Source organism: Promicromonospora sukumoe (assembly GCF_014137995.1).
Lineage (GTDB): Bacteria > Actinomycetota > Actinomycetes > Actinomycetales > Cellulomonadaceae > Promicromonospora > Promicromonospora sukumoe.
In genome coordinates, this window is sequence record NZ_JACGWV010000002.1 from 85,269 (window position 1) to 105,742 (window position 20,474).

General features: G+C 75.8%; 15 protein-coding genes. 3 read left to right on the forward strand and 12 right to left on the reverse strand.

Going from position 1 to position 20,474, the window contains the following annotated elements; translation table 11 throughout:
* Nucleotides 1–94: 94 nt before the first annotated feature.
* The 5 genes from FHX71_RS17630 to FHX71_RS17650 all read right to left on the reverse strand — a co-directional run bounded on the left by FHX71_RS17630 (nt 95) and on the right by FHX71_RS17650 (nt 6,837).
* Nucleotides 95–1,381, reverse strand: a complete 1,287-nt coding sequence (locus FHX71_RS17630; protein WP_182618848.1) for an MFS transporter — start codon at nt 1,379–1,381, stop codon at nt 95–97.
* A gap of 83 nt (nt 1,382–1,464) precedes the next feature.
* Nucleotides 1,465–2,040 (reverse strand): ArsR/SmtB family transcription factor, encoded by a 576-nt coding sequence (locus tag FHX71_RS17635; protein WP_182618849.1) that lies wholly within the window; start codon nt 2,038–2,040, stop codon nt 1,465–1,467.
* 75 nt (nt 2,041–2,115) lie between these two features.
* Nucleotides 2,116–3,663, reverse strand: a complete 1,548-nt coding sequence (locus FHX71_RS17640) for a condensation domain-containing protein (RefSeq protein ID WP_182618850.1) — start codon at nt 3,661–3,663, stop codon at nt 2,116–2,118.
* Nucleotides 3,644–5,383, reverse strand: a complete 1,740-nt coding sequence (locus tag FHX71_RS17645; RefSeq protein WP_182618851.1) for a condensation domain-containing protein — start codon at nt 5,381–5,383, stop codon at nt 3,644–3,646. Before FHX71_RS17645 ends, FHX71_RS17640 begins: the two co-directional genes overlap by 20 nt.
* Nucleotides 5,380–6,837: a condensation domain-containing protein gene (locus FHX71_RS17650; protein WP_182618852.1), complete on the reverse strand. Its 1,458-nt coding sequence runs from the start codon at nt 6,835–6,837 to the stop codon at nt 5,380–5,382. The genes FHX71_RS17645 and FHX71_RS17650 overlap by 4 nt, the downstream gene beginning before the upstream one ends.
* A 189-nt stretch (nt 6,838–7,026) precedes the next feature.
* On the opposite strand from FHX71_RS17650, the gene FHX71_RS17655 reads away from it, so the two are divergent.
* Nucleotides 7,027–8,622 (forward strand): hypothetical protein, encoded by a 1,596-nt coding sequence (locus tag FHX71_RS17655; RefSeq protein ID WP_182618853.1) that lies wholly within the window; start codon nt 7,027–7,029, stop codon nt 8,620–8,622.
* 107 nt (nt 8,623–8,729) lie between these two features.
* Here FHX71_RS17655 and FHX71_RS17660 read toward each other — a convergent pair whose 3' ends face one another.
* Complete coding sequence (locus FHX71_RS17660) at nt 8,730–10,079, reverse strand: glycosyltransferase (RefSeq protein WP_182618854.1); 1,350 nt, start codon at nt 10,077–10,079, stop codon at nt 8,730–8,732.
* A gap of 77 nt (nt 10,080–10,156) precedes the next feature.
* Between FHX71_RS17660 and FHX71_RS17665 the strand changes: the two genes are divergently transcribed.
* Nucleotides 10,157–11,629: a hypothetical protein gene (locus FHX71_RS17665; protein WP_182618855.1), complete on the forward strand. Its 1,473-nt coding sequence runs from the start codon at nt 10,157–10,159 to the stop codon at nt 11,627–11,629.
* A gap of 139 nt (nt 11,630–11,768) precedes the next feature.
* Here the strand turns inward: FHX71_RS17665 and FHX71_RS17670 are convergent, their stop codons facing one another.
* From FHX71_RS17670 to FHX71_RS17690, 5 genes are all read right to left on the reverse strand, one after another.
* Nucleotides 11,769–12,659, reverse strand: a complete 891-nt coding sequence (locus FHX71_RS17670) for a ketopantoate reductase family protein (protein ID WP_182618856.1) — start codon at nt 12,657–12,659, stop codon at nt 11,769–11,771.
* Entirely contained in the window at nt 12,656–13,066 is a 411-nt protein-coding gene (locus FHX71_RS30135; protein WP_182618857.1) for a hypothetical protein, read from the reverse strand. Before FHX71_RS30135 ends, FHX71_RS17670 begins: the two co-directional genes overlap by 4 nt.
* Nucleotides 13,067–13,261: 195 nt before the next feature.
* Nucleotides 13,262–14,692, reverse strand: a complete 1,431-nt coding sequence (gene pntB, locus FHX71_RS17680) for a Re/Si-specific NAD(P)(+) transhydrogenase subunit beta (RefSeq protein ID WP_182618858.1) — start codon at nt 14,690–14,692, stop codon at nt 13,262–13,264.
* A complete protein-coding gene (locus tag FHX71_RS17685; protein WP_246403313.1) occupies nt 14,689–16,389 on the reverse strand; it encodes a Re/Si-specific NAD(P)(+) transhydrogenase subunit alpha in 1,701 nt (566 codons plus the stop codon). Before FHX71_RS17685 ends, pntB begins: the two co-directional genes overlap by 4 nt.
* A gap of 79 nt (nt 16,390–16,468) precedes the next feature.
* A complete protein-coding gene (locus tag FHX71_RS17690; protein WP_182618859.1) occupies nt 16,469–17,809 on the reverse strand; it encodes a cytochrome P450 in 1,341 nt (446 codons plus the stop codon).
* 310 nt (nt 17,810–18,119) lie between these two features.
* Here FHX71_RS17690 and FHX71_RS17695 point away from each other — a divergent pair, with 310 nt between their 5' ends.
* Nucleotides 18,120–18,881: an IclR family transcriptional regulator gene (locus tag FHX71_RS17695; protein WP_182618860.1), complete on the forward strand. Its 762-nt coding sequence runs from the start codon at nt 18,120–18,122 to the stop codon at nt 18,879–18,881.
* A gap of 350 nt (nt 18,882–19,231) precedes the next feature.
* Here the strand turns inward: FHX71_RS17695 and FHX71_RS17700 are convergent, their stop codons facing one another.
* Nucleotides 19,232–20,404 (reverse strand): diacylglycerol kinase family protein, encoded by a 1,173-nt coding sequence (locus FHX71_RS17700; RefSeq protein ID WP_182618861.1) that lies wholly within the window; start codon nt 20,402–20,404, stop codon nt 19,232–19,234.
* Between the last annotated feature and the right edge of the window lie 70 nt (nt 20,405–20,474).

Sequence of the window (20,474 nt, forward strand, 5' to 3'; positions counted from 1 at the left end):
GCTGGCCCGGACGTAGTTGAGCGCGGGGGTAGTTGCACTCTCACTTCTGAGAGTGCAACTACCCCCGCGCTCATTTGTGTGCACGACGGCGCCGTCAGCCACCCAGCGTGCCCTGCGGCAGCTCGCGGAGCCGCGCCAGCGGCGAGACCAGGATGCTCCACGTGGCGAGGCAGTGGACCGCGGCCATGAGCAGGATGGTCTCGCGGACCCCGAGCACCCCGCCCAGCCAGCCCGCGGCGACCCCGGCCACCGGCATCGTGCCGAAGTTGACCACCTGCATCACCGTCATCACGCGCCCCCGCAGCCCGGCCGGCACGTAGCGCAGGCGCCACGCGTTGCGGATCACGTTGCCCGAGACGACGCACAGGCCGACCAGGAACCCGCCGGCCCCGCTGATCGCCGCGCCCCACCCCGGCAGTCCCGCGCCCACGAGCAGCGCCGTCGGCCCGGAGAGCACGAGCAGCACGGTGGAGGCCCGCCCGCTGCCGAGCCGCGCGCTCAGGAACGGCGCCACGACCGCGCCGACGACGCCGCCGGCACCCGCCAGCGCGAGCACCGCGCCGACCCCGGCCTCCGTGAGCCCGAGGTCGCGCACCAGGAACAGGACCAGGAGCGCCCCGTACCCGGTGAGCCCGAAGTTCGACGCGCCGCCCATCCCCACGAACCACGGGAGGTAGCGGTCGCGGCGGACCAGCTCCACGCCCTCCCGGATGCGCGCCGTGAGTCCGTCCGCCGGGCCGACCGGGCCGACCGGGCCGTCCTCGGGCGCGGCGGCGCGGGCCGGCCGGATGCGCCACAGGCACACCGCCGACCAGAGGAAGGTCAGCGCGTCGAGCGCGAGCCCGAGCGCCGCCGTCAGCCACTGCGCCAGCAGGCCGCCGAGCCCGGGGCCGGCGACGTTCGCCGCGGACTCGGTGCCAAAGAGGCGCGCGTTCGCCGCCTCGAGCTGGCCGGCGGGCACCACCTCGGGCAGGAACACCTGGTACGCGGTGCGGAAGAACACCGTGCAGACGCCGCCCACCATCGCGACCACCGCGATCTGCACCAGGGTGAGGACGCCGAGCGCGAACGCCACGGGCACGCTCGCGAGCGAGACCGCGGCGGCCAGGTTCGCGACGATCATCACCGGCCGGGCCGGGAGCCGGTCGACCCAGGCCCCCACCGGCAGCCCGATGAGCAGCCAGGGCAGCCAGGCCGCCGCGGTGATCAGGCCCATCCAGGCGGGCCCGGCGTCGAGCTGCGTCACCGCGAGCAGCGGCAGCAGGGCCGACGTCGTCGCGTTGCCCACGACGCTCACGCCCTCCCCCAGCCACAGGAGGCCGAAGGCCCGGTTGCGTGCGAGCGGCACTACGACTTCGGAGGGCGCGGTCGACGTCGTCATGCCGAGCAGGCTATATCTACAACAGTTCTTGTACAACAGTCTTTGCAGAAACTCCGCGGGCGCGGCCTACGGAGCGAGCAGGACTACGGCCGGGACGGGAACGCCCGCGCGAACAGGAAGACGTGCTCAGCCCTCGGGTCGTCCGCCGCCGCTCGCCCCCGCTCCTTCCAGCGCCCCACCAGCTCGTTGACCTCGTCGGTCAGCTCCTGCAGCTCGCCGGGCGTCAGGCGCAGCCAGCTGTCGGTGGAGAGCTCGGCCCGGCTCCAGTCGTCGTCCTGCTCGGGGCGCTCCAGCCAGGTGCGGGCGCGCTCGACCTGACGCGCCAGCATGAACTCCTCGGCGGCCACGGCCTGCCGCTGGCTCTCGGCGTCGGGCGGCAAGGTGGAGCGGCCCCAGGTGATGGAGCGCGCCGCCCGGCGCCACCAGCGTTCGCGCCGGTCACGGGCCAGTTCCGGCGCCTCCTCGACCAGCCCGGCGGAGGCCAGCACCCGCATGTGGTGGCTGATGCTCCCGACGGCCAGCCCCGTGCGCTCCGCCAGCACCGACGCCGTCGCGGGGCCGTCGGCCGTCAGCGAGTCGAGCAGGCGGGAGCGGGCCGGGTTGGCCAGGGCCGTGACCGCCTTGGCCTCGGTGAGCGTGCGGACGTCGTCGGTAGCCATGCAGGCAGAGTAGGACGGCGCCACCGGCGTCGTCGCCCCCGACGCCCGTCCCGGCGCCCCGGACGCGGGGTGGGCTCAGCCCGCCAGACCCGTCAGGCGCTCCGACCAGCGGTCCAGCACGGCGTCGACCGTCGTGACGGCCTCCGGGGTGCGGGGCATGCGGGCGCGGACGGCGATGCCGTCGTCCGTGCGGGACACCCAGACCTGCAGGTCGTCGGCGCGGGTCGCGGCCGACACGTGGTGCGCGCCCCGCCCGGCGGACGCCGCGTGCCCGGGCAGCCGCCGGTAGTCCAGGTACGACACCTGGAAGATGTCGGTGCGGGGGAACCGCAGCGGGCTCGGCAGCGTGCCGACGACCTGCTCCAGCGGCACCGCGGCCAGCTCCCGCGCGGCCCGGAGCGCCTTGGCGGTCGCGGCCAGCGCGGTGTCCGCGTCGTGGCGGGCGGTGTGCGCCGGCCTGGCCCAGGCCCGGGCCGGCGCGCCCGCGGGGCCGACGCCGGGGTCGACGCGCAGCGGCACCGTCGTGGTGTGCCAGCCCACGGACCGGCGGGCGGCGTCGTCCGCGCGGGTGTGCACCGGCAGCAGGGTGTGCAGCACGCCGGGCCCGCCCAGGTCCGCGACCGCCCCGGCGAGCGTGACCAGCACGGCCGCCGACGTCGACGCGCCGGCCGCACGGGCGCGCGCCGCGACGGCGTCCGCGGTCGCGGCGTCGGCCAGGGGGCGCACGACCGTGCGCTGCGGCGCGCGCTCGCCCTCGGGCACGCCGAGCGGCAGCGGGAACGTGGGCAGCGCCCAACCGCGTTCGCGCAGGAAGCCGTGCCAGGCCGCGAGGCGCGGGTCGTCCGGGGCGACGAACGCGGGCCCCGGCGCGTCGCCGGGTGCGGGACCGTGGGGGCCGGGGTCGGGCACCGGACCGTGGGGCCCGGGGTCGGACGCGTCGAGCAGGACGGGACCGACCTCGGGTTGGCCGAGGGCGGACGGGTCCGGCACGATCGCGGTCGCCTCGGCGCCGTCCTGCCCCGCAGCTGTTCCGGCGGAACCGCGTCGCGCCGCGCCCCCGAGACGCGCCCCGGCCCGCTCCGCGTACCGGGCGGCGAGCTCGTCGACGACGACGGTGGTCGACCAGGCGTCCGTGTGCAGGTGGTCCATCCCCAGCACGACCGTCGACCGGTCCGGCCGGCTGATCGCCGCGGGCAGGAACGCCGGGTAGCCGAACGGCGCGCACCGCCGGACGAGCCGCTCCACCAGGTGCTCGCGGGTGTCGCCGACCGTGCGCGTGACCGGGCCGTCGTGGCGCCGCCAGCGCAGGCCGTCGGCGTCGTGCCGCACCAGCGCAACGTCCTCGGGCGCCGGACGGCGGACGGCCTCGACCCGCAGGCCGGGGTGGGCGGCCACGAGGTCGCGGAAGGCCGCCTCCAGCGCGCCGGGGGCGACCGGCCCGTCGACGTCGAACGCGGCGGTGATCCACACGCTCGGCTCACCGGCGGCGGCGCCGAGGAGGTGGTTGCGCTGGTTGTACGTCGGCACCGCCGGGACCGGGGCGGACCCCGCGGACGGGGTGACGTCCCAGGTCAGGATCTGGCCGGGCGCCGGCTCCCAGAGGTCAGCCGAGAGGACCCGCACCGGTCGCCTCCCGGCGCTCGTCCGGGGCGGCGGTCTCGCGGGCGGGTGCACCGGCGGGCGCACCGACGGACGCTCCGGCCGGCTCAAGGTGCGGCGCGGCGTCCCCCGCGGCGGGCACTGCATCGGCCCCTGGGTCGGCCTCCGCGTCGCCAGGCGCCTCGGCCCCTGGCCCGGACTCTGCAGGTTCCGCTACGGCTGCCACTGCGACGGCCCCTGGCTCGGCCGCGACGTCGTCCGCTGCGGCCGTCTCGGCGACCGCCGACGCGAACGTGGCCGTCAGCTCGGCGAGGTACCGGTCGACGGCGGCCTGCGCCGCGGGCGTGTCCGGCGTCTGCGTGACGACGTACAGCCGCTCGTGGTCGCGGTTGACCCAGAGGGAGGCGTTCGCGGTGCACCCCTCCCCCGTGAAGTGCAGGCCGTTGTCGTAGGCCGGGCGCCCCGCGCCGGGGAAGCGCCGCAGGTCGAGGTAGCTGATGAGCTGCGGGCTGCCGAGCGAGGCGGGGTCGAGCACGCCGCCCGCCAGCATGACGCCGAGCGCGGCGTGCACCGGCACCTCGGCGGCCTTCCTGGCCTGACGGAACGCGGCATCGGCGGCGGGCAGCACGGCGGCGAACGACGCCGGGCCGCCGCCTGAGACCGGGCCGGCGTCGTCGGACACCGGGAAGGTGACCGGCGCGAAGTTGCACAGCCAGCCCTGCGTGGTCTCGAAGCCCGGCCCGCGCGTGCCGACGACGGTGACGCCGAACCAGTCGGCAGCCCCGGTCAGCCGGGTGTCGGTGAGCGCGATCCCGGCGAACACCGCGCCGGTGAACCGGGCGCCGCGGGCGGCGGCCAGCGCGTCGAGCCGCGCGAGGCCGGCTCCGTCGAGCAGGGTCGCGGACCGGATCTTCACGGGCGCCGTCTCGCCGGGCGGCAGGCCGAGGTCCAGGACGAACTGCGGCAGCCGGCCGCCGTGGGCGGTCACGGCGTCGGCCCAGGCGCGGATCTGGGGCGCGTCGGGCGGGGTCTCGGCAGCGAGCGCGTGCTCGGCGCGGGCGTGGTCCAGGAACGAGCCGGTGGTGGGCGGTCTCGACAGGCTCGACCCGCGGGGATCGCCGGAGGTGTCCGGCTCGGCCAGCTCCGCGGCGTACAGCTCCTCGATCTCGCTGAGCACCATGAGCTGGGAGCCGCCGTCGGTGAAGGCGTGGTCGCAGCCCCAGAACAGGCCGAACCCGTCCTCGGTGACCACGGCGCCGAGCGCGAACGGGGCCCAGGAGCCGGGGCGGCAGGCGGCGTCGAAGGTCGCGGTGAGGTGCTCGGTGACCCACTCGTCCCAGGACCGTCCGGGCCCCGGCGAGAGGGCGGGGACCGGCACGGGCGTGAAGCCGACGGCGTCCGCGGGGACCAGGTGCCGCACCGGGTCGCCGCCGTCGGCGCAGGCGTCGACGTCGAACCAGGTGCGCAGGCCCTCGTGCCGGCGGACGAACCGGGTCAGGGCGCGGGCCAGGGCGTCGCCGTCGAACGGGCCGTCGAGGTAGGTCGCGGTGCCGGTCCAGGCGCGGTGCGTACCGCCGGAGGCGCGGCGCGCCGCGAAGGCCCGCAGGTGGTCGCCCTGCAGGAACGACGGCGGGCCCGGGTCCACGGGGGCGTCCTGCGCGGCGGCGAGCGCCTCCGCCGTCGGCCGGAGGTGGACCACCCGCCCGGGAGCGGAGGTCCAGGTGCCCAGGGCGCCGAGGATCATGCGACCGCCTCGCTCAGGCCCGCGGTGCCGAACGCGCGGAAGGAGGCGCGCAGCTCCTCGACCAGGGCGTCCATCGCGGCGTGCGCCTCGGGGGTGTCGGGGTGGCGGGCGGAGACGTTGAGGCCGTCGTGGGTGCGCAGGAACCAGAGGTAGAGCTCGTCGGTGCCGTACGCGGGGCTGCGCAGGGTGCGGGCGTCCCAGGTGCTCCAGCGCTCGGCGCCGGGCACGAACCGCGTGTCCACGTACGAGACGGCGAGGTGCGGGCCGTCGGTGATGCCGCCGAGCTCCGCGATGCGGGCGAACGAGTAGCGCACCAGGGGTTTCCCGGCGGCGATCGCGGCGTGCACGCGTTCGACGGCGGCGGTCAGCGCGGTGCCGTCGACCACGTGGCCGGAGTCGCGGCCCCCGTCGAGGGCGCGCAGCACCGGGTCCACGCCGTCCAGGTCCAGGTCCACGGGGCACAGGCCCACGTACCAGCCGACGGCGGCCGCGTGCTGCGGCGCGTACCGGGTGTGCATCGGCAGGACGAACCGGAGCCGGTCGATGCCGTGCACCCGCCGCGCGGCGTGCGCGAACAGGGCCAGCACCCCGGACTGGGCGGAGGCGCCGCGGGCCCGGCTGCGGGCGCTGAGGTCGTCGGTCTGGTCCGTCGTGGCGAGCCACTCCGAGCGCGAGGCCTGCCGCAGGGCGGCCTCGGCGTCGTCGGCGGCGGGGTGCGTGATGCCGTCGCTGCCGTAGCGGGGGAACGTGGCGCCCGCCCCGAGGAAGTCGAGCCAGCGGTGCACAGGCTCGCCGTCGGAGGCGAGCGTCATGGCGAGCTTGCGGTCGTCGGCGGAGAAGTCGACGTGGGAGCCGACCTCCAGCGCGCGCAGCTCGGCGTCGGGCACGCCGCGACGGGCGGCGTCGTACAGGGAGACGATCTCCTCGAACCAGAGGAGCTGGGAGTAGGCGTCCATCACGGAGTGGTCGGCGCCGAACGCGAGCACGAAGCTCTCGCCGCCGCCGGAACCTACGGCCGGCTCCGGCACGACCGTGGCGAGGACGCAGTGCGGCCAGGCGGTCGGCGAGACGTCGGCGAGCAGGCTGGGCAGCAGCGCCGTGACCTGGTCGCCGGTCAGGTCGCCGACGACGAGGTCACGGATGGCGACAGCCTCGGCCGGGGCGGTGACGCGGCGCCAGCCCGCGCCGGCGTCGCGGGTGACGGTGGTGCGCAGCACCTCGTGGCGGCTCACCCAGGCGTGGATGGCCCGGCGCAGCGGCTCCGGCTCGTAGGGCCCGGGCACGCGGAGCACCGACCCGATCCAGGAGCCCGGCTCGGAGTCGCGCAGGTGCGCCTCGTGCCCCGGGGACAGGTCGCGGGGGTCCTGGTGCCAGCGTCCGGCGTCGGCGCGCGGCGTCCAGGACGTGACGACCCCGGCGGGCAGGTCGTAGTCCGAAAGCTCGGTGTATTCCATGCGTGCGCGCCCCTCGATCGGTCTGTGGGCACGGCCAGCACGACGTCGGACGAGTTCCGCGGTCCCCTTGCGGCGACCTTTATACCGGATTCGCCGGGTGAAAGTTAGTCCCTCCGTAATGCCCGGTATGGTCGACATCGTGAACCCCGCGGTCCCCGCCGGGGACCGGAACCGACCGGAGAGACGAGCGTGACGGAACCGCCACCCGCACTGCGCCTGCAGTTCGCCGACGACATGTTCCTGCGCCGCCACGAGGGAGCCACGAGCCCGGCCGTGAACCAGGTGCTGTGGCGCCTCGACGGTCCGTTCGACGCCGCCCGGCTGCGTGACCTGGCCGAACACCTCGCCGCCGGGGCGCTGCACCGGCGCGTGGTGCGGTCCCGCGTGCCCGGTGCGCGGCACCGCTGGGCGCCCGCCGGCACGCTGCCGGTGCTGGACCTGCAGACGGCTGCCGTGCCCGAGGGCGGCGTCGGCGCCTGGGCGCAGGCCCAGGCCGACGTGCCGCTCGACCCCGCGCGGGGCCTGTCCTGGCGGATCTCCGCGGCGGACGTCGCGGGGCGTCCGGGCGGACGTCCCGGGGCGGGCGGGCCCGTGGCCGGCTCGATCGTCTCGCTCACCTGCGCGCACGCCGTGGCCGACGGCGCCGCGCTGATCGACGCCGTCGTCCGCGCCGCGACCCACGCCGAGCCGCTCGCCGTGCCGGTCCCCGAGCGCGGCAGCCGGGCGCTGCTCGCCGACGCCGCCGACGCCGCCGCGCAGGCCGCCGCCGTCGCGCGCTGGGCCCGGGACAAGGCGCGGGCGACGGCGCAGGCCGCGGCGCGCGAGGTCGCGCCGCAGGGGGCGCGGGCACAGGTCTCGGGAGGCACGGTGCACGAACCGGTGCCGCCACCGCCGCCCGAGATGGGTCTGCCTGCTGGGCCGGGCGGTCCCGGTGGTCCCGGCGGTCCTGCCGGACCGGGCGCGGGGGCACCGCCCGCCACGCGGCTCATGCCCGCGGTGCCGGGCCGGCCCGGCACCGCGCCTGGTGGCGCGCCCGTCGCGTCTGGCGCCCCCGCAGAGCCGGGCGCCGTCGTCGCCCCGGCCGCGCCCGGTCCCGCGGACGACCCCGCATGGCGTGTCCCCGTGCTGCACGTCGAGCTCCCGGCCGACCAGGTGACGCAGGCCGCCGCCGCGCACGGCGGCACGCCCAACACCTGGTTCGTCGCGTTCCTCGCCCGCCTGGTGCACGCGACCGGCCGGTTCCCTGGCGAGCCCGTGCCCGTCGCGCTGCCGGTCTCGACCCGCGGCGCCGACGACCCCCGGGCCAACTCGACCAAGATCGCCCGCGTCACCATCCCGGCCGACGTGCTCGCCCACCGCGACCTGAGCTGGGTCCGGGCGGCGGCCAAGGAGGCGTACACCGCCGTCGGGCAGACGGAGCCCGGCGTGGCCCCGGTGCCGCTCGAGCTGGTGCAGATGCTGCCCGACAACCTGGTCAGCCGCCTGCCGCAACCGCCCGTCGCCGCAGCGCTGGCCTCCAACCTGGGCCGCCCGCCCGAGGGCTACACCCAGGCCGCCGGCGGACCCGTGCGCGCGGTCGCGACGCTGTCGCACTACCAGGGCGCGTCGTCGGCCGAGCTGCGCGCCGCGGGCGGCGGGCTGGTCGCCTTCTGCACCACCGCCGGCCGCACGACGACGCTCAGCGTCGCCGCCCTCGACCCCGACCGCGTGCCCGACGCCGCGGCCCTGCGCCGCCTCGTGCTCGCCGAGGCCGAGGCCTGGAAGCTCCCGGCGGCCCCGTGGTGAGAGGGCGAGGCTCAGGCTCAGGCTGTGTTCTCGGGCGCCCGAGCCTGCGGCTCCGCTCCGGGCGCGTGCCTCGTCCCTCGGCCCCCACCCTGCGCTGCGCCTTCGGCTCAGGCTCCGGCGGAGGCGCTGACCACGGCGTCCGCCGCCGCCGCGACCGCATGGTCCGGCGGCACCAGGCGGCCGCCGAGCGCGGCGGCGCGGGCCGCGGTGGCGTCGTCGAGCACCTCGGCCAGCGCCCCGGCGAGCACGCCGGGCTCGGTGAGCGTGCTCGCCCGGCGGGCCACGCCCACGCCCGCACCGCGCAGCAGGTCGCCCCACATGGGCTGGTCCGCGGAGTACCAGCCGACGACGGCGGGCAGGCCCGCGCGCAGCGCCGCCGCCGTCGTCCCGGCACCGCCGTGGTGCACGGCCGCGCGGCAGCGGGGCAGCACCGCCGCGTGGTCGACGGCGCCGACCACGCGCACCCGTTTCCCGTCCGGGCCGGGAGCACCGGTCGCGCCATCGGCACGACGAGCGCCGTCGGCCCCCGAGAAGTCGTTCCAGCCCGCGCTGACCAGCGCGCGCACCCCCAGGTCGGCGCACGCGGCGTCGACGGCGGCGAGCAGGGCGGCCGGATCGGCCACGGGCATGGAGCCGAAGCCGACGTAGACGGGCGGCTCGCCGTCGTCGAGCCACGCGTCGAGGCTTGCCGCGCCGCCGTCACCGCCGCCGTCGACCCCGGAACCGGAGCCGGTCTCCCCGAGGCGCGCCCGGGCGTCGTCGTCCAGCGCGAGGAATCCCGTGAGCGGACGGCGCGGGCCCCACTCGCCGACCAGGCCGGGCGCGAGCGCCGGGTCGTAGGCCTGGACCTCGACCGCCCCGGCGTCGCGCAGGCGGGTGGGCAGGTGCACGCGCGTGCCGCCGAGGCCGAGCGCGGCGCGCTGGTCGTTCTCGGCGCGGCGGGTCAGGCCCCAGCGCACCCGCTCCCCCAGCGCCCAGACGGTGCGGGTCGCGCGCGGGCCGCGCACACCGCTGACGGGCGAGACCACGCCGTTGGCCCGGACCGGGCAGTAGTGCAGCGCCGCCATGGCGAGGCCGCGCCGCTCGGCGACCGCGGCGGCCACCTCCTGGCCGAGCAGGCCGGTGACCACGGTGTCGGCCCCGCCGACGTCGTCGAGCAGCGCGAGCAGCCCGGTACGCAGCTCGTCCCAGCCCGCCGATGCCACGGCGCGCAGCGCCCGCACCCGGCGCACCGGGTGCGCGGACCGCATGTCGCGCCGCACCAGGTCGGAGCCCAGGAGGGCCGCCGAGTCGATGCCGAGCGGCACCGGGTCCAGGCCCAGCCGGCCGGCCAGCGGCACGAGGTTCGGCGCCACGCCGGTGACCACCTCGTGGCCGCGTCGGCGCAGCTCCAGCGCGACCGCCAGGGCCGGCTGGACATCTCCTCGACTGCCCACCAGGGCCATGACATGACGCACGCGCGCACCCTATCCGCCCGCCGACCACCCGCCCGCCCGGCATCGGAGACGTCTTGACCAGCCCAGCGACCAGTCCTGTGACCAGCACCGTGACCAGTTCAGCGCCACGCGCCGCCCCGAGCACGACGACCGCTCCGCCGCCCGGTCCCGCGGCGAGCAACCGCCTCACCTACGACGACGACCTGTTCCTGCGCACGCGCCGGGTGCTCGGCGTGGCCGTGGTCAACCAGACGGTCTGGCGGCTGCCGGCGCCGCTGGACCTCGACGCGCTGCGCGCCCTGCACCGCGGTCTGGCCGAGGGTCCGCTCCAGCGCGTGGTGCGGCCCGGGCGCCTGCCGGGGGCCCGCGCGCGCTGGTCGGCGTCGACCACGCTGCCCGACCTGCTCATCGGGTCCGCGCCGGTGCCCGAGAACTACGTGCTCGCCTGGGCGGACGAGCAGTCCCAGGTCAGCCTGGACCCGGAGCGCGGTCCCACCTGGGCCCTGGCCGCGGCGCGCACGACGAGCGGCGGGACGGTGCTCAGCCTCGTGACCTCGCACGTCGTCGCCGACGGCGGGATGCACGTGGGCGCCCTGGAGGCGGCCGTCGCCAGCGCCGCCGCACGCGGGGCCTTCGTGGGCGGGTACGCCGAGGGGGCGCCGTCGTCGGACAGCCGCCGCCTGCCCAAGGAGGGCGAACGCATCCGCACGGGCCTCGTGGCCGACCTGCGCGACGCGACCGAGCAGGCGCGCGCCGCCGTCGGGGGCCTGCGCCGGATGGCGCGGCAGGGGCCGGTGCCGCCGATCATGGCGCAGCAGTCCGCGGACCGGCCGCGCCCTGCCCCGCGCCCGGACGACGCCGAGCCCGCGCACCCGCCGATCGTCGTCGTCGACACGGACGCCTCGACCTGGCACCGCGCGGCCCACGCCGCGGGCGGGACGGCGAACAGCCTGCTCATCGCGGTGTGCACGGAGATCCTGCTCGCCGCGGGCGCCGCGACCGCGGGCATGCCGGTGCGCGTGTCGCTGCCCGTGAGCCTGCGGCAGCCCGGCGACCTGCGGTCCAACGCGACGTCAGGGGTGTCCATCGCCGTGGACACGACCGTGACCCCCGCGCCCGAGCGGGCCGGCGTGATCGCCGACATGGGCCAGATCCGGGCGCGGGCCAAGGCCGAGTTCGCGGCCCTGACGTCGGGCACCCGGGTGGACACCCTGGGCCCGCTGAAGCCGCTCATGCAGATGGTGCCCGACGCCGTCGCGAAGAAGGCGGCGCGCGACGGCACCGCGCCGCTGTGCCTGGCCTCCAACCTGGGCCGGCTACCAACGGCGTTCGCGGCGCCGCTCGGGACGCCCGCGTCCAGCGTGCTCATGCGCGGCGTGACGCAGGGGCTCACCCGCGGCCGGATGCGGCAGATGCGCGGCGGCCTGGACTCCTGGTGGTCGGAGCACAACGGCATCGCGACCCTGGCGGTGCTCGGGCTGGACGAGGATCGGCTCGGCACCGCGGCCCAGGTGCGCGCGGCGGTCGAGGCGGTCTACGCGCGGCACCGGCTGCCGGTCCGCTTCTGGTGAGCGGCAACCCCTGACTGTCGGTACCCCGACGGGCGTTCCCCTTTGAGACCTAAGTTTCTTCGCTTTCGGTGGCCCCAAAGCGAAGAAACTTAGGTCTCGAAGGAGAAGACGACAGCAGCCGGACCTCGGAAGACGGTCGTCAGGCGACCGACGCCGCCAGACGGTCCACCGTCGCCCGGAGCACCGGCAGGTCGTACCCGTGCCGCCCGCCCGCGCGCAGGATCGCGCCGCCGATGGCGTCCAGCTCGCCGGGCCGTCCGGCGGACAGGTCGGCCTCCAGGGAGCCGACCGTCAGCGGCGGCATCCCGGCGAGCTGTCCGCGCAGGTCGGCGCCCGTGGAGGGCACGCCCTCGGCCGTGGCGACGGCGGCGATCTCGTCCAGCAGGCCGGCGGTGAGCGCCGGGTCGCGCTCCAGCGCGTCGGCGATCCCGGTCTTCCACGTCGAGGTCAGCAGCGACAGGGCCGCGAGGAACCGCAGCTTCTTCCAGAGCACCTCGGCCTCGGTGCCGCCGGTCTGGAGCGCGGCGCCCGTGTCGCGCAGGGCGGCGGTCAGGCCGAGGTCGGCGGCGGCGTCAGGCACGACGATACTGAGCAGGTCGAACGAGTGCGTGACCGTCGCCGGGCCGGGGCCGCCCACCGGGGTGCGGCGCGTCTGGCCGGCGATCGTCGCGCCCAGCACGGTCGCGCCGGGCGCCGCCGCGCGCAGCGGCACCATGTGCTCGACCCCGTTGAGGAAGGCGAGCACCTCGGCCGGATCGGCGTCGCGCAGCAGGTCGGCGGCCGCGGGGACGCCGTCCGCCTTGACCGCGACGACCACCTGGGCGCCGCGCGGCACGGTCGTGGACGCAGCCAGCGGCGCGTGCCACGAGCCGAACATGTCGGAGACGACGTCGAGGCCGTGCTCGGCGATGTGCGCCGCGGTCGCCTCCCGGGCGACCACGGTCACGTCGTGCCCCGCGCGCTGCAGCAGCGCGGCCAGCAGTCCGCCGATCGCACCGGGGCCGACGACGGCGACGGGCCGGTCGCTCACGCGGCCATCCGCACGGGCGGGTGCCCCTTGGTCTCGGGCAGCGCGGTGGGCCGCGCCGACCGGCGCCGCCGGATGGTCACCAGCACCCCGGCCGACGCCGCCGCGAAGGCCAGCACGCCGTAGCCGGTGGACCACGCGTCCAGGTCGACCGTCAGCGTGAACGCGACGATCGCCCCGACCGGCGCCAGCATCCCGACCGGCACGGACCAGCGCGCCAGGCGCAGGGCCCGCGCGGTCCGGGCCACGGACCAGCCGACGACGGCCCACGTCAGCAGCGTCAGCGTCGCACCGCCGACGGACGCGAAGACCTCGCCGCCGTTCTGGGCGTTCGAGGGCGGCCCGAAGTAGAAGAGCTCGGTGGTCGCCACAAGCACCAGGAACCCCACGATCGCGGCCGTTCCGGTCACGAGAGAGCGTGTCAACACTCGGCCTCCGCACTGAGGGACTGCGCCGGACTCTCCTGGCGCGCCCCTTTATACCAACTTGTCTTCGCGCGGTGTCAGCGCGCCATCCTCAATTCACCCACAGACGACCACCGTAATGCAAAAGTCGCTGGCCGTGGGGGCGCCCGGTGCCACCGCGCCCGCCGTCGTCGGCTGCCCTCACAGCGCCTGCACGATCAGCTCGACCTGGTCCTTCGCGTCCCCGAACAGCATGGCGGTGTTCTCGCGGAAGAACAACGGGTTCTGCACACCGGCGTAGCCCGTCGCCATCGACCGCTTGAAGACGACCACTTCCCGGGCCTGCCACACCTCCAGCACCGGCATGCCCGCGATGGGCGACGCCGGGTCGTCCTGGGCGGCCGGGTTCACCGTGTCGTTGGCGCCGATCACGAGCACGACGTCGGTGTCGCCGAAGTCGTCGTTGATCTCGTCCATGCCGAGCACCTGGTCGTACGGGACCTTCGCCTCGGCGAGCAGCACGTTCATGTGGCCCGGCAGACGGCCGGCCACGGGGTGGATGCCGAACCGCACGGTGGTGCCGCGCGCCGTGAGCCGGGCGACGAGGTCCGCGACCGGGTACTGGGCCTTCGCCACGGCCATGCCGTAGCCCGGCACCACGATCACCGACCGGGCGGCGGTCAGCCGGTCGGCGACCTCCAGCGCCGTCGTCTCGCGATAGGTGCCCTGCTCGGCGGGGGCTCCTTGCGCGACGACGCCGGTCCCCGTGCCGTACCCGCCCAGGATCACGCTGACGAACGACCGGTTCATCGCGCGGCACATGAGGTAGCTGAGGATCGCACCGGACGACCCGACCAGCGCGCCCGTGATGATCAGCAGGTCGTTGCCGAGCATGAAGCCGGCCGCGGCGGCCGCCCACCCCGAGTAGGAGTTCAGCATCGAGACGACGACGGGCATGTCGCCGCCGCCGATCGCCGCCACCAGGTGCCAGCCGAGGGCCAGCGCGACGAGCGTCATGAGCAGCAGCGGCACCAGGCCGGACTCCCCCGCCGTCAGGAACCACCACAGCAGGGCCCCGCACGCGACGAGCGCGGCCAGGTTGAGCCAGTTGCGGCCGGGCAGCAGCAGCGGCGACGAGCGGAGCCGGGCCGACAGCTTGCCGAACGCGACCACCGACCCGGTGAACGTGACGGCGCCGATCAGCACGCCGAGGAACACCTCGACCAGGTGGACGGTCCCGCCGGCGCCGTCGGCCCCGCCGGTGGACCCGCCCGAACCGGGATCGGTCAGGTAGGAACCGAAGCCCACCAGCACGGCTGCCGCGCCGACGAACGAGTGCAGCAGCGCGATGAGCTCGGGCATCTGCGTCATCTCGACGGTCCGCGCGCGCCACGTGCCGACCGCCGCCCCCACCAGCAGGACGAACAGGATCAGGGCCGCCGTCACGCCGACGGGCCGCTCGGACCGGTCCAGGGCCAGCGCGATCGTCGCCACCAGCGCGAGCGCCATGCCCGTCATGCCGAGCAGCACGCCGCGCCGCGCCGTCTCCTGCTTCGAGAGCCCGGCGAGCGACAGCACGAACAGTACCGCCGCGACCAGGTAGACCGCCTGCACCACCGACTCGACGCTCATCGCCCGCCCCCGCCCTTCGTGTCAGACCCACGGGTCCCTCGGGGGACCTGTGGGTCTGACACGTCGATGGGGGTGTGGTGGAACATCGCGAGCATGCGGTGCGTCACCAGGAACCCGCCGAAGATGTTGATGCTCGCCACCGCCGAGGCCAGCACGGCCAGCGTGGTGACGACCGGGTCCGCCGACCCGATCTGCAGCATCCCGCCCACCAGGATGATCCCGGAGATGGCGTTGGTCTGGGACATCAGCGGGGTGTGCAGGGCGTGGCTGACGTGCGAGATCACGTAGAACCCGACCACGACGGCCAGGGCCAGCACGGTGAAGTGCGCCGCCTGGTCCGGCGGGGAGACCGCCACCGCGAGCGCCGCGAGCACGGCGCCGAGGGCGACGAGGACGACGCGCGCGAACGAGGCCCGGCCGCCCGCCGTCGGCCGGCCGCCGCCACCCGCTGGTCGAGCCCCGCCTACCGCTGGTCGAGCTTGTCGAGACCCTGGTGAGGTCTCGACAGGCTCGACCCGCGAAGGCCCGCCCGGCGTGGTCTCGACAGGCTCGACCGGCGAAGGCGCAGGCGCCGAGACCGCCACCGGGGGCGGCGGCCACAGCACCTCGCCGCCGGCGGCCACGGTCATCCCGCGCACGACGACGTCGTCCGGGTCGAGCGCGAGCCGCCCGTCGCCGTCGGGCGTGCCGAGCCGGACCAGGTTCGCGACGGCGGTGCCGAGCAGCTCGGAGGTGTGCCGGGGCATGCGGTCGGGCAGGTCGGTGTACCCGAGCACCACGACGCCGTTGTCGCTGACGACGCGCTCCCCCGGCACGGTCAGCTCGCAGTTGCCGCCGCCGGGCGAGGCGAGGTCCACGATCACGCTGCCGGGCCGCATGCGCGCGACCATCTCGGCGGTGATCGTGGTGGGCGCCGTCCCGCGCACGAGCGCCGTCGTGATCACGATGTCGGCGGCCGCGGTCTCGACGGCGTAGGCGCGCAGCGCCGCGGCCTCCTGGTCGGCGGTGAGCGCGGCGGCGTATCCGTCGGCGCTGACCTGCTGCGCGGCGTCGTCGGCCCGGACGACCGTGGCGCCCATGGACTCGATCTGCTCGGCCACCTCGGGGCGCACGTCGAAGGCGCGCACCTGCGCGCCGAGGCTGCCCGCGGCGCCGATGGCCGCGAGCCCGGCCACGCCCGCGCCGATGACGAAGACGTTCGCGGGCGGGGTGGTGCCCGCAGCGGTGACCTGGCCGGCGAACATGCCGCCGAACTCGGCGGCGGCCTCGACCACGGCCCGGTACCCCGCGACGTTCGAGAGCGCGCTGAGCACGTCGAGCGACTGGGCCCGGGAGATGCGCGGCACGGCGTCGAGCGCGAGGGCGGTGACGCCGCGGTCCGCGAGCGCGCGCACCAGGTCGGGCCGGGCGGCGGGCGCGACCTGCGCGACCAGCACCGCCCCGGGCCGCAGCGCAGCGGGGCCGGGAGCGCCGAGGTCGTCCGGCGCCCGCGTGAGCACGACGACGTCGGCGGCCCACGCCTCGGCGTCGGGCACGACGGCGGCTCCCGCGGCCGCGTAGGCGGCGTCGGGAAAGCCTGCCCCCGCCCCTGCTCCCGCCGCCACGAGGACCTCGTAGCCCAGGCCGACCAGGCGGCCCGTGGTCGCGGGGGTGGCGGGCACGAGCGGCCCGCCGTCGTCCGGTACGCCGATGCGCATGTGACCCTCCTTGCTCACACGCGCAACCTACCTCCGCGACCCCCGCCGCGGGCACTACCACCTGCGATGGGGGCGGGTGTTATGCCGTGTCGCCCGGCGCGTCCTGCTCGGCCGGAGCGCGCTCGACCGGCACCGGGAAGGTGACGGGGATGCTCGTCGGCTGGCGGATCCACAGGGTCCGCTCCCAGGCGACGTCGGCGGCGGGGATGCGCAGCACCGCCTCCAGCCGGCGCAGGAGGGTCTCGACGGCGATCCGCGCGATGACGCGGGCCGTCCGGGGCGCCGGGCACGCGTGCGGGCCGGTGCCGAAGGAGACGTGCGCGCGGCTGCCCACGTGGTCCCACGGGTCGCCCGTGGTGGTGCGCGGGTCCGTGTTCGCGGCGTGGATCGCGAGGATCACGGGGTCGCCCGCCGCGACGAGCTTGTCGTCGAGCACCACGTCCTGGCGGGCGAACCGGGGCAGGCTGTGGAGCGTCGGCGTGGAGCGCGACAGCACCTCGTCCATGGCGCTGTCCAGGTCGATGCGGCCGCCGTGCAGCCGCCCCGAGAACCGTGCGTCGGTCAGGGTGAGCAGCAGGGTCTGCGCCACCCAGGCCGTGAGCGTCAGGTTGCCCGAGTAGGCCACGGTGAGCAGCGTGTGGGTGACCTCGACGTCCTCCCGCATGCCCGGGTGCGCGACCAGGGAGCTCGCCAGGTCCCGCCGCGGGTGCTCCCGGCGGAGCACGACCAGGTCGCCGAGCATCCGGTCCACCTCGTGCACGGCGTCGGCGGCGTCGGTGCCGCCTCCCGCGACGCGGCGCGTGAGGTCGAACAGGCGCTGCCCGTCCTCCGGGTCGAAGCCGATGATGTCGGCGACCACGAGGAACGGGACCACGGACGCGTACTCCAGCATCAGGTCCGCGCGGCCCCGGTCCTCGAACCGGTCGATGAGCAGGTTGCAGAACGACCGCACCTTGGCGGCGACCAGCGGCTCCGAGAGCTGCTCGAACGCGTCGTCAAGGGGTTCGCGCAGGCGCTGCCGCAGCGCGCCGTCGGCGTGGTTGGCGGACATCCGCTGGTGCGACGTGAACGCGGGGCGCAGGCCCGACGTGCGCGGCAGCCCGCCGCGGGTGTGCCCGCTCCAGAGCTGCGGGTTGGTGGCGAACACGTGCTCGTTGCGCATGATGTCGTAGACGAGCCGCTGGCCCATGACCAGCCACGCCGGCACCCCGGGCTCCAGCTCGACCGGGGCCACCTCGCCCCACTCCTTCTCGAGCTCGTCGTAGAGCTCGCGGGGGTCGGCCAGCTCCGACGCGCGGACCAGCGGCCTCAGCCGCGGGATGGTGCCCAGCCGCAGCGGCCGGGTGGCCCGCCAGGGCCGCTCCTCGGTGGTGCGCTCGTCGGTGGTGCGCTGGTCGGTGTTGCGCTTGTCATCGAGCACCGTGGCAGGACCTCCCGCGGGACCGCACCGGCGCGCGCCGACAGGCCGGATACCGGTGGGAGACTTGTCGGATATGACCTAGTTCGTGTATTTTCATTGATTCACCGTATCTGTGCAGTCGTCCGTGATCGCGCAGGGTGAACCCAGCCGCGTTGCTACCTTGTACCGTGACCTTGGCCACAGCCGTGGCTAACATGTCTGCGAGGGCAGACAAAGAGTCGCACCCTCGAACCACCCTGTCGAGACCTATCGGGTCACGATCACCGTCGATCTGACACCGTTTTAAAGCACCGTCGAGCAAGGGGGGCACGTGACACTGGACTCCGAGCGGGAGCGCCCCGACGACCTCGTGCAGAGCGTCGCCCGCGCCTTCCGCGTACTAGAGGTCGTGACCCGCTTTCCGGGCCTGCCCGTGAAGGCGATCGCACGTCGCAGCGGCCTCAACCTCTCCACCACGTACCACCTCGTGCGCACGCTCGCGTACGAGGGTTACGTGACCCGGCTCAAGGACGGTACGTACGACGTCGGCGAGCAGGTGAGCCACCGGTTCTACGAGCAGCTCGGCTCGCTCGGCCGGGGACCCAACACCCGCGAGGTGCTGCGCCACCTCGCGCAGAGCAGCGGCTACAGCGCGTACCTGGGACGTATCAGCGCGGGCCGCGTCGTGGTCGTCGACTACGCCGAGGCGCCCGGCTCCCCGTACATCGAGGACCTGGAGCGCGGGCTCGACGTCTCGGCGCACGCCACCGCGCTCGGCAAGGCGCTGCTGCTGGGCATGTCCCGCCGCGAGCGGCACGAGCTGGTGGTGGAGGCCGGGATGCGCAAGTTCACCCCGCGCACCGCCGCCGACATGTCGTCGCTCGACGCGCAGCTCGCCCGCCTGCGGCTCGACGGCGTGGTCGAGGAGCACGGCGAGTTCCGCAACGACATCGCGTGCGCCGCCCACCTCGTGCCCAAGCGTGGCGGCGGCGACACGGCGTGGGCCGTCGGGCTCAGCATCCCCGGCGAGGTCGTGCCGCCGCACGCCCGCCGCGAGCTGAGCCTGGTCGCGGGAGACCTGACCGGGATCTGACCGCCGTCGCCGCCCCCGGGCCGACGTGGTCGGCCCGGGGCGCTGCGCTGCGGTCGGCGTCGGCACCTCTTCTTTGAGACCTAAGTTTCTTCGCTTTGCCGCCTCGCAAAGCGAAGAAACTTAGGTCTCAAAGGGAAGCTGCGGACCGGCCGTTGCAACATCGGGAGACGAGCCCGCAGTCCGGACGACGTCGGGCGACGGGCCGGCGGCCTGGACGACGTCGGCGGCCCGCAGTCCGGACGACGTCGGGAGCCGGGCCGTCGGCTTGGACGACATCGGCGGCCCGCGGTTCGGACGACGTCGGAAGCCGGGCCGGCGGCTTGGACGACGTCGACCATCTCCTTTGAGACCTAAGTTTCTTCGCTTTGGGGCGCCCCAAAGCGAAGAAACTTAGGTCTCGAAGGAGAGGTGCGGACCGGCCGTTGCGGCGTCAGGCCGGGACACAAGAGGGTCAGCGACTCGTGGTGCGCCCTGATCGTCACCGGGACCGGGCCCATGGGCTCGCCGTCGGCGTACGTGACCAGGCCCGCCGGGGCCACGAGTCGGACGGCGGGGGTGCGCAGCGTCGTGACCTCCGGCCGCTCGACGTGCGTGCCGGCCTTGATGAGCGAGTCGAACGCGAGCAGCCGGAACCGGCCCATCGCCTGCACGAGCGTGACGTCGAGCAGCCCGTCCGTCGGGTCCGCGTCGGGGCAGATCGGCACGCCGCCGCCGTAGGTCCGGGTCAGGCCGATCGCGAGCATGTACCCGTCCTGCTCCAGCCCGCCCACGTCCAGCCCACCCGTGTCCAGTCCGGCAGCGTCCAGTCCGGCAGCACCCGGGCCGACGGCGTCCAGCCCGTCCGCCGTCGGCCCAGCGGCATCCGGCCCGACGGCGGCCGCCCCACCCGGCCCGCCCGGCTCCACAGCTCTCGGCCCGGAACCGCCCGGCCCACCCACGCCAGCCTCGTCCGCACCGACCGGCTCCAGCCGGTACCCGAACCGGCGCAGCCGCAGCCACTCCAGGTAGACCGCGGCCAGGTACCGCGCCGGCCCCCGGGGCCAGGTCATGCGGTTGGTGCGCTCATTGGTCAGCGAGTCGAGGCCGGCGCAGAGCACGGTGACGAAGTGCCGCACCGTGCCGTCGGCGGCGGTGACGGTGCCCGTGTCGACGCGGCGGTGGGCGCCGTCGAGCGCGAGGTCGGCGGCGGCCGCGGCGTCGTCGAGGGGGATGCCGTGCTGGCGGGCCAGGTCGTTGCCGGTGCCGCCGGGGATCAGCGCGAGCGGGATGCCCGAGGACAGCAGCGGCCCGAGCACCGAGGAGACCGTGCCGTCCCCGCCGGCCACGACGACGACGTCGGGCCGGGCGTCGACGGCCTGCCGCCCGAGCGCGACGGTCTCGTCCGCGTCGGCGCCCTCGTAGACCTTCACGTGCGCGCCCCGGGACCGCAGCCGTTCGACGGCGACGCGGGCGCCGTCCGCCCCCGCGCCGTGGCCCGAGGCGGGGTTCACGAGCACCGCGATGTGCCCGACCTGCTCACTCATGGCCGCAACCTACCCGAGGTGTCAGACGTACAGGTCCCTCGGGTGACCTGTAGGTCTGACACGTCCGGGC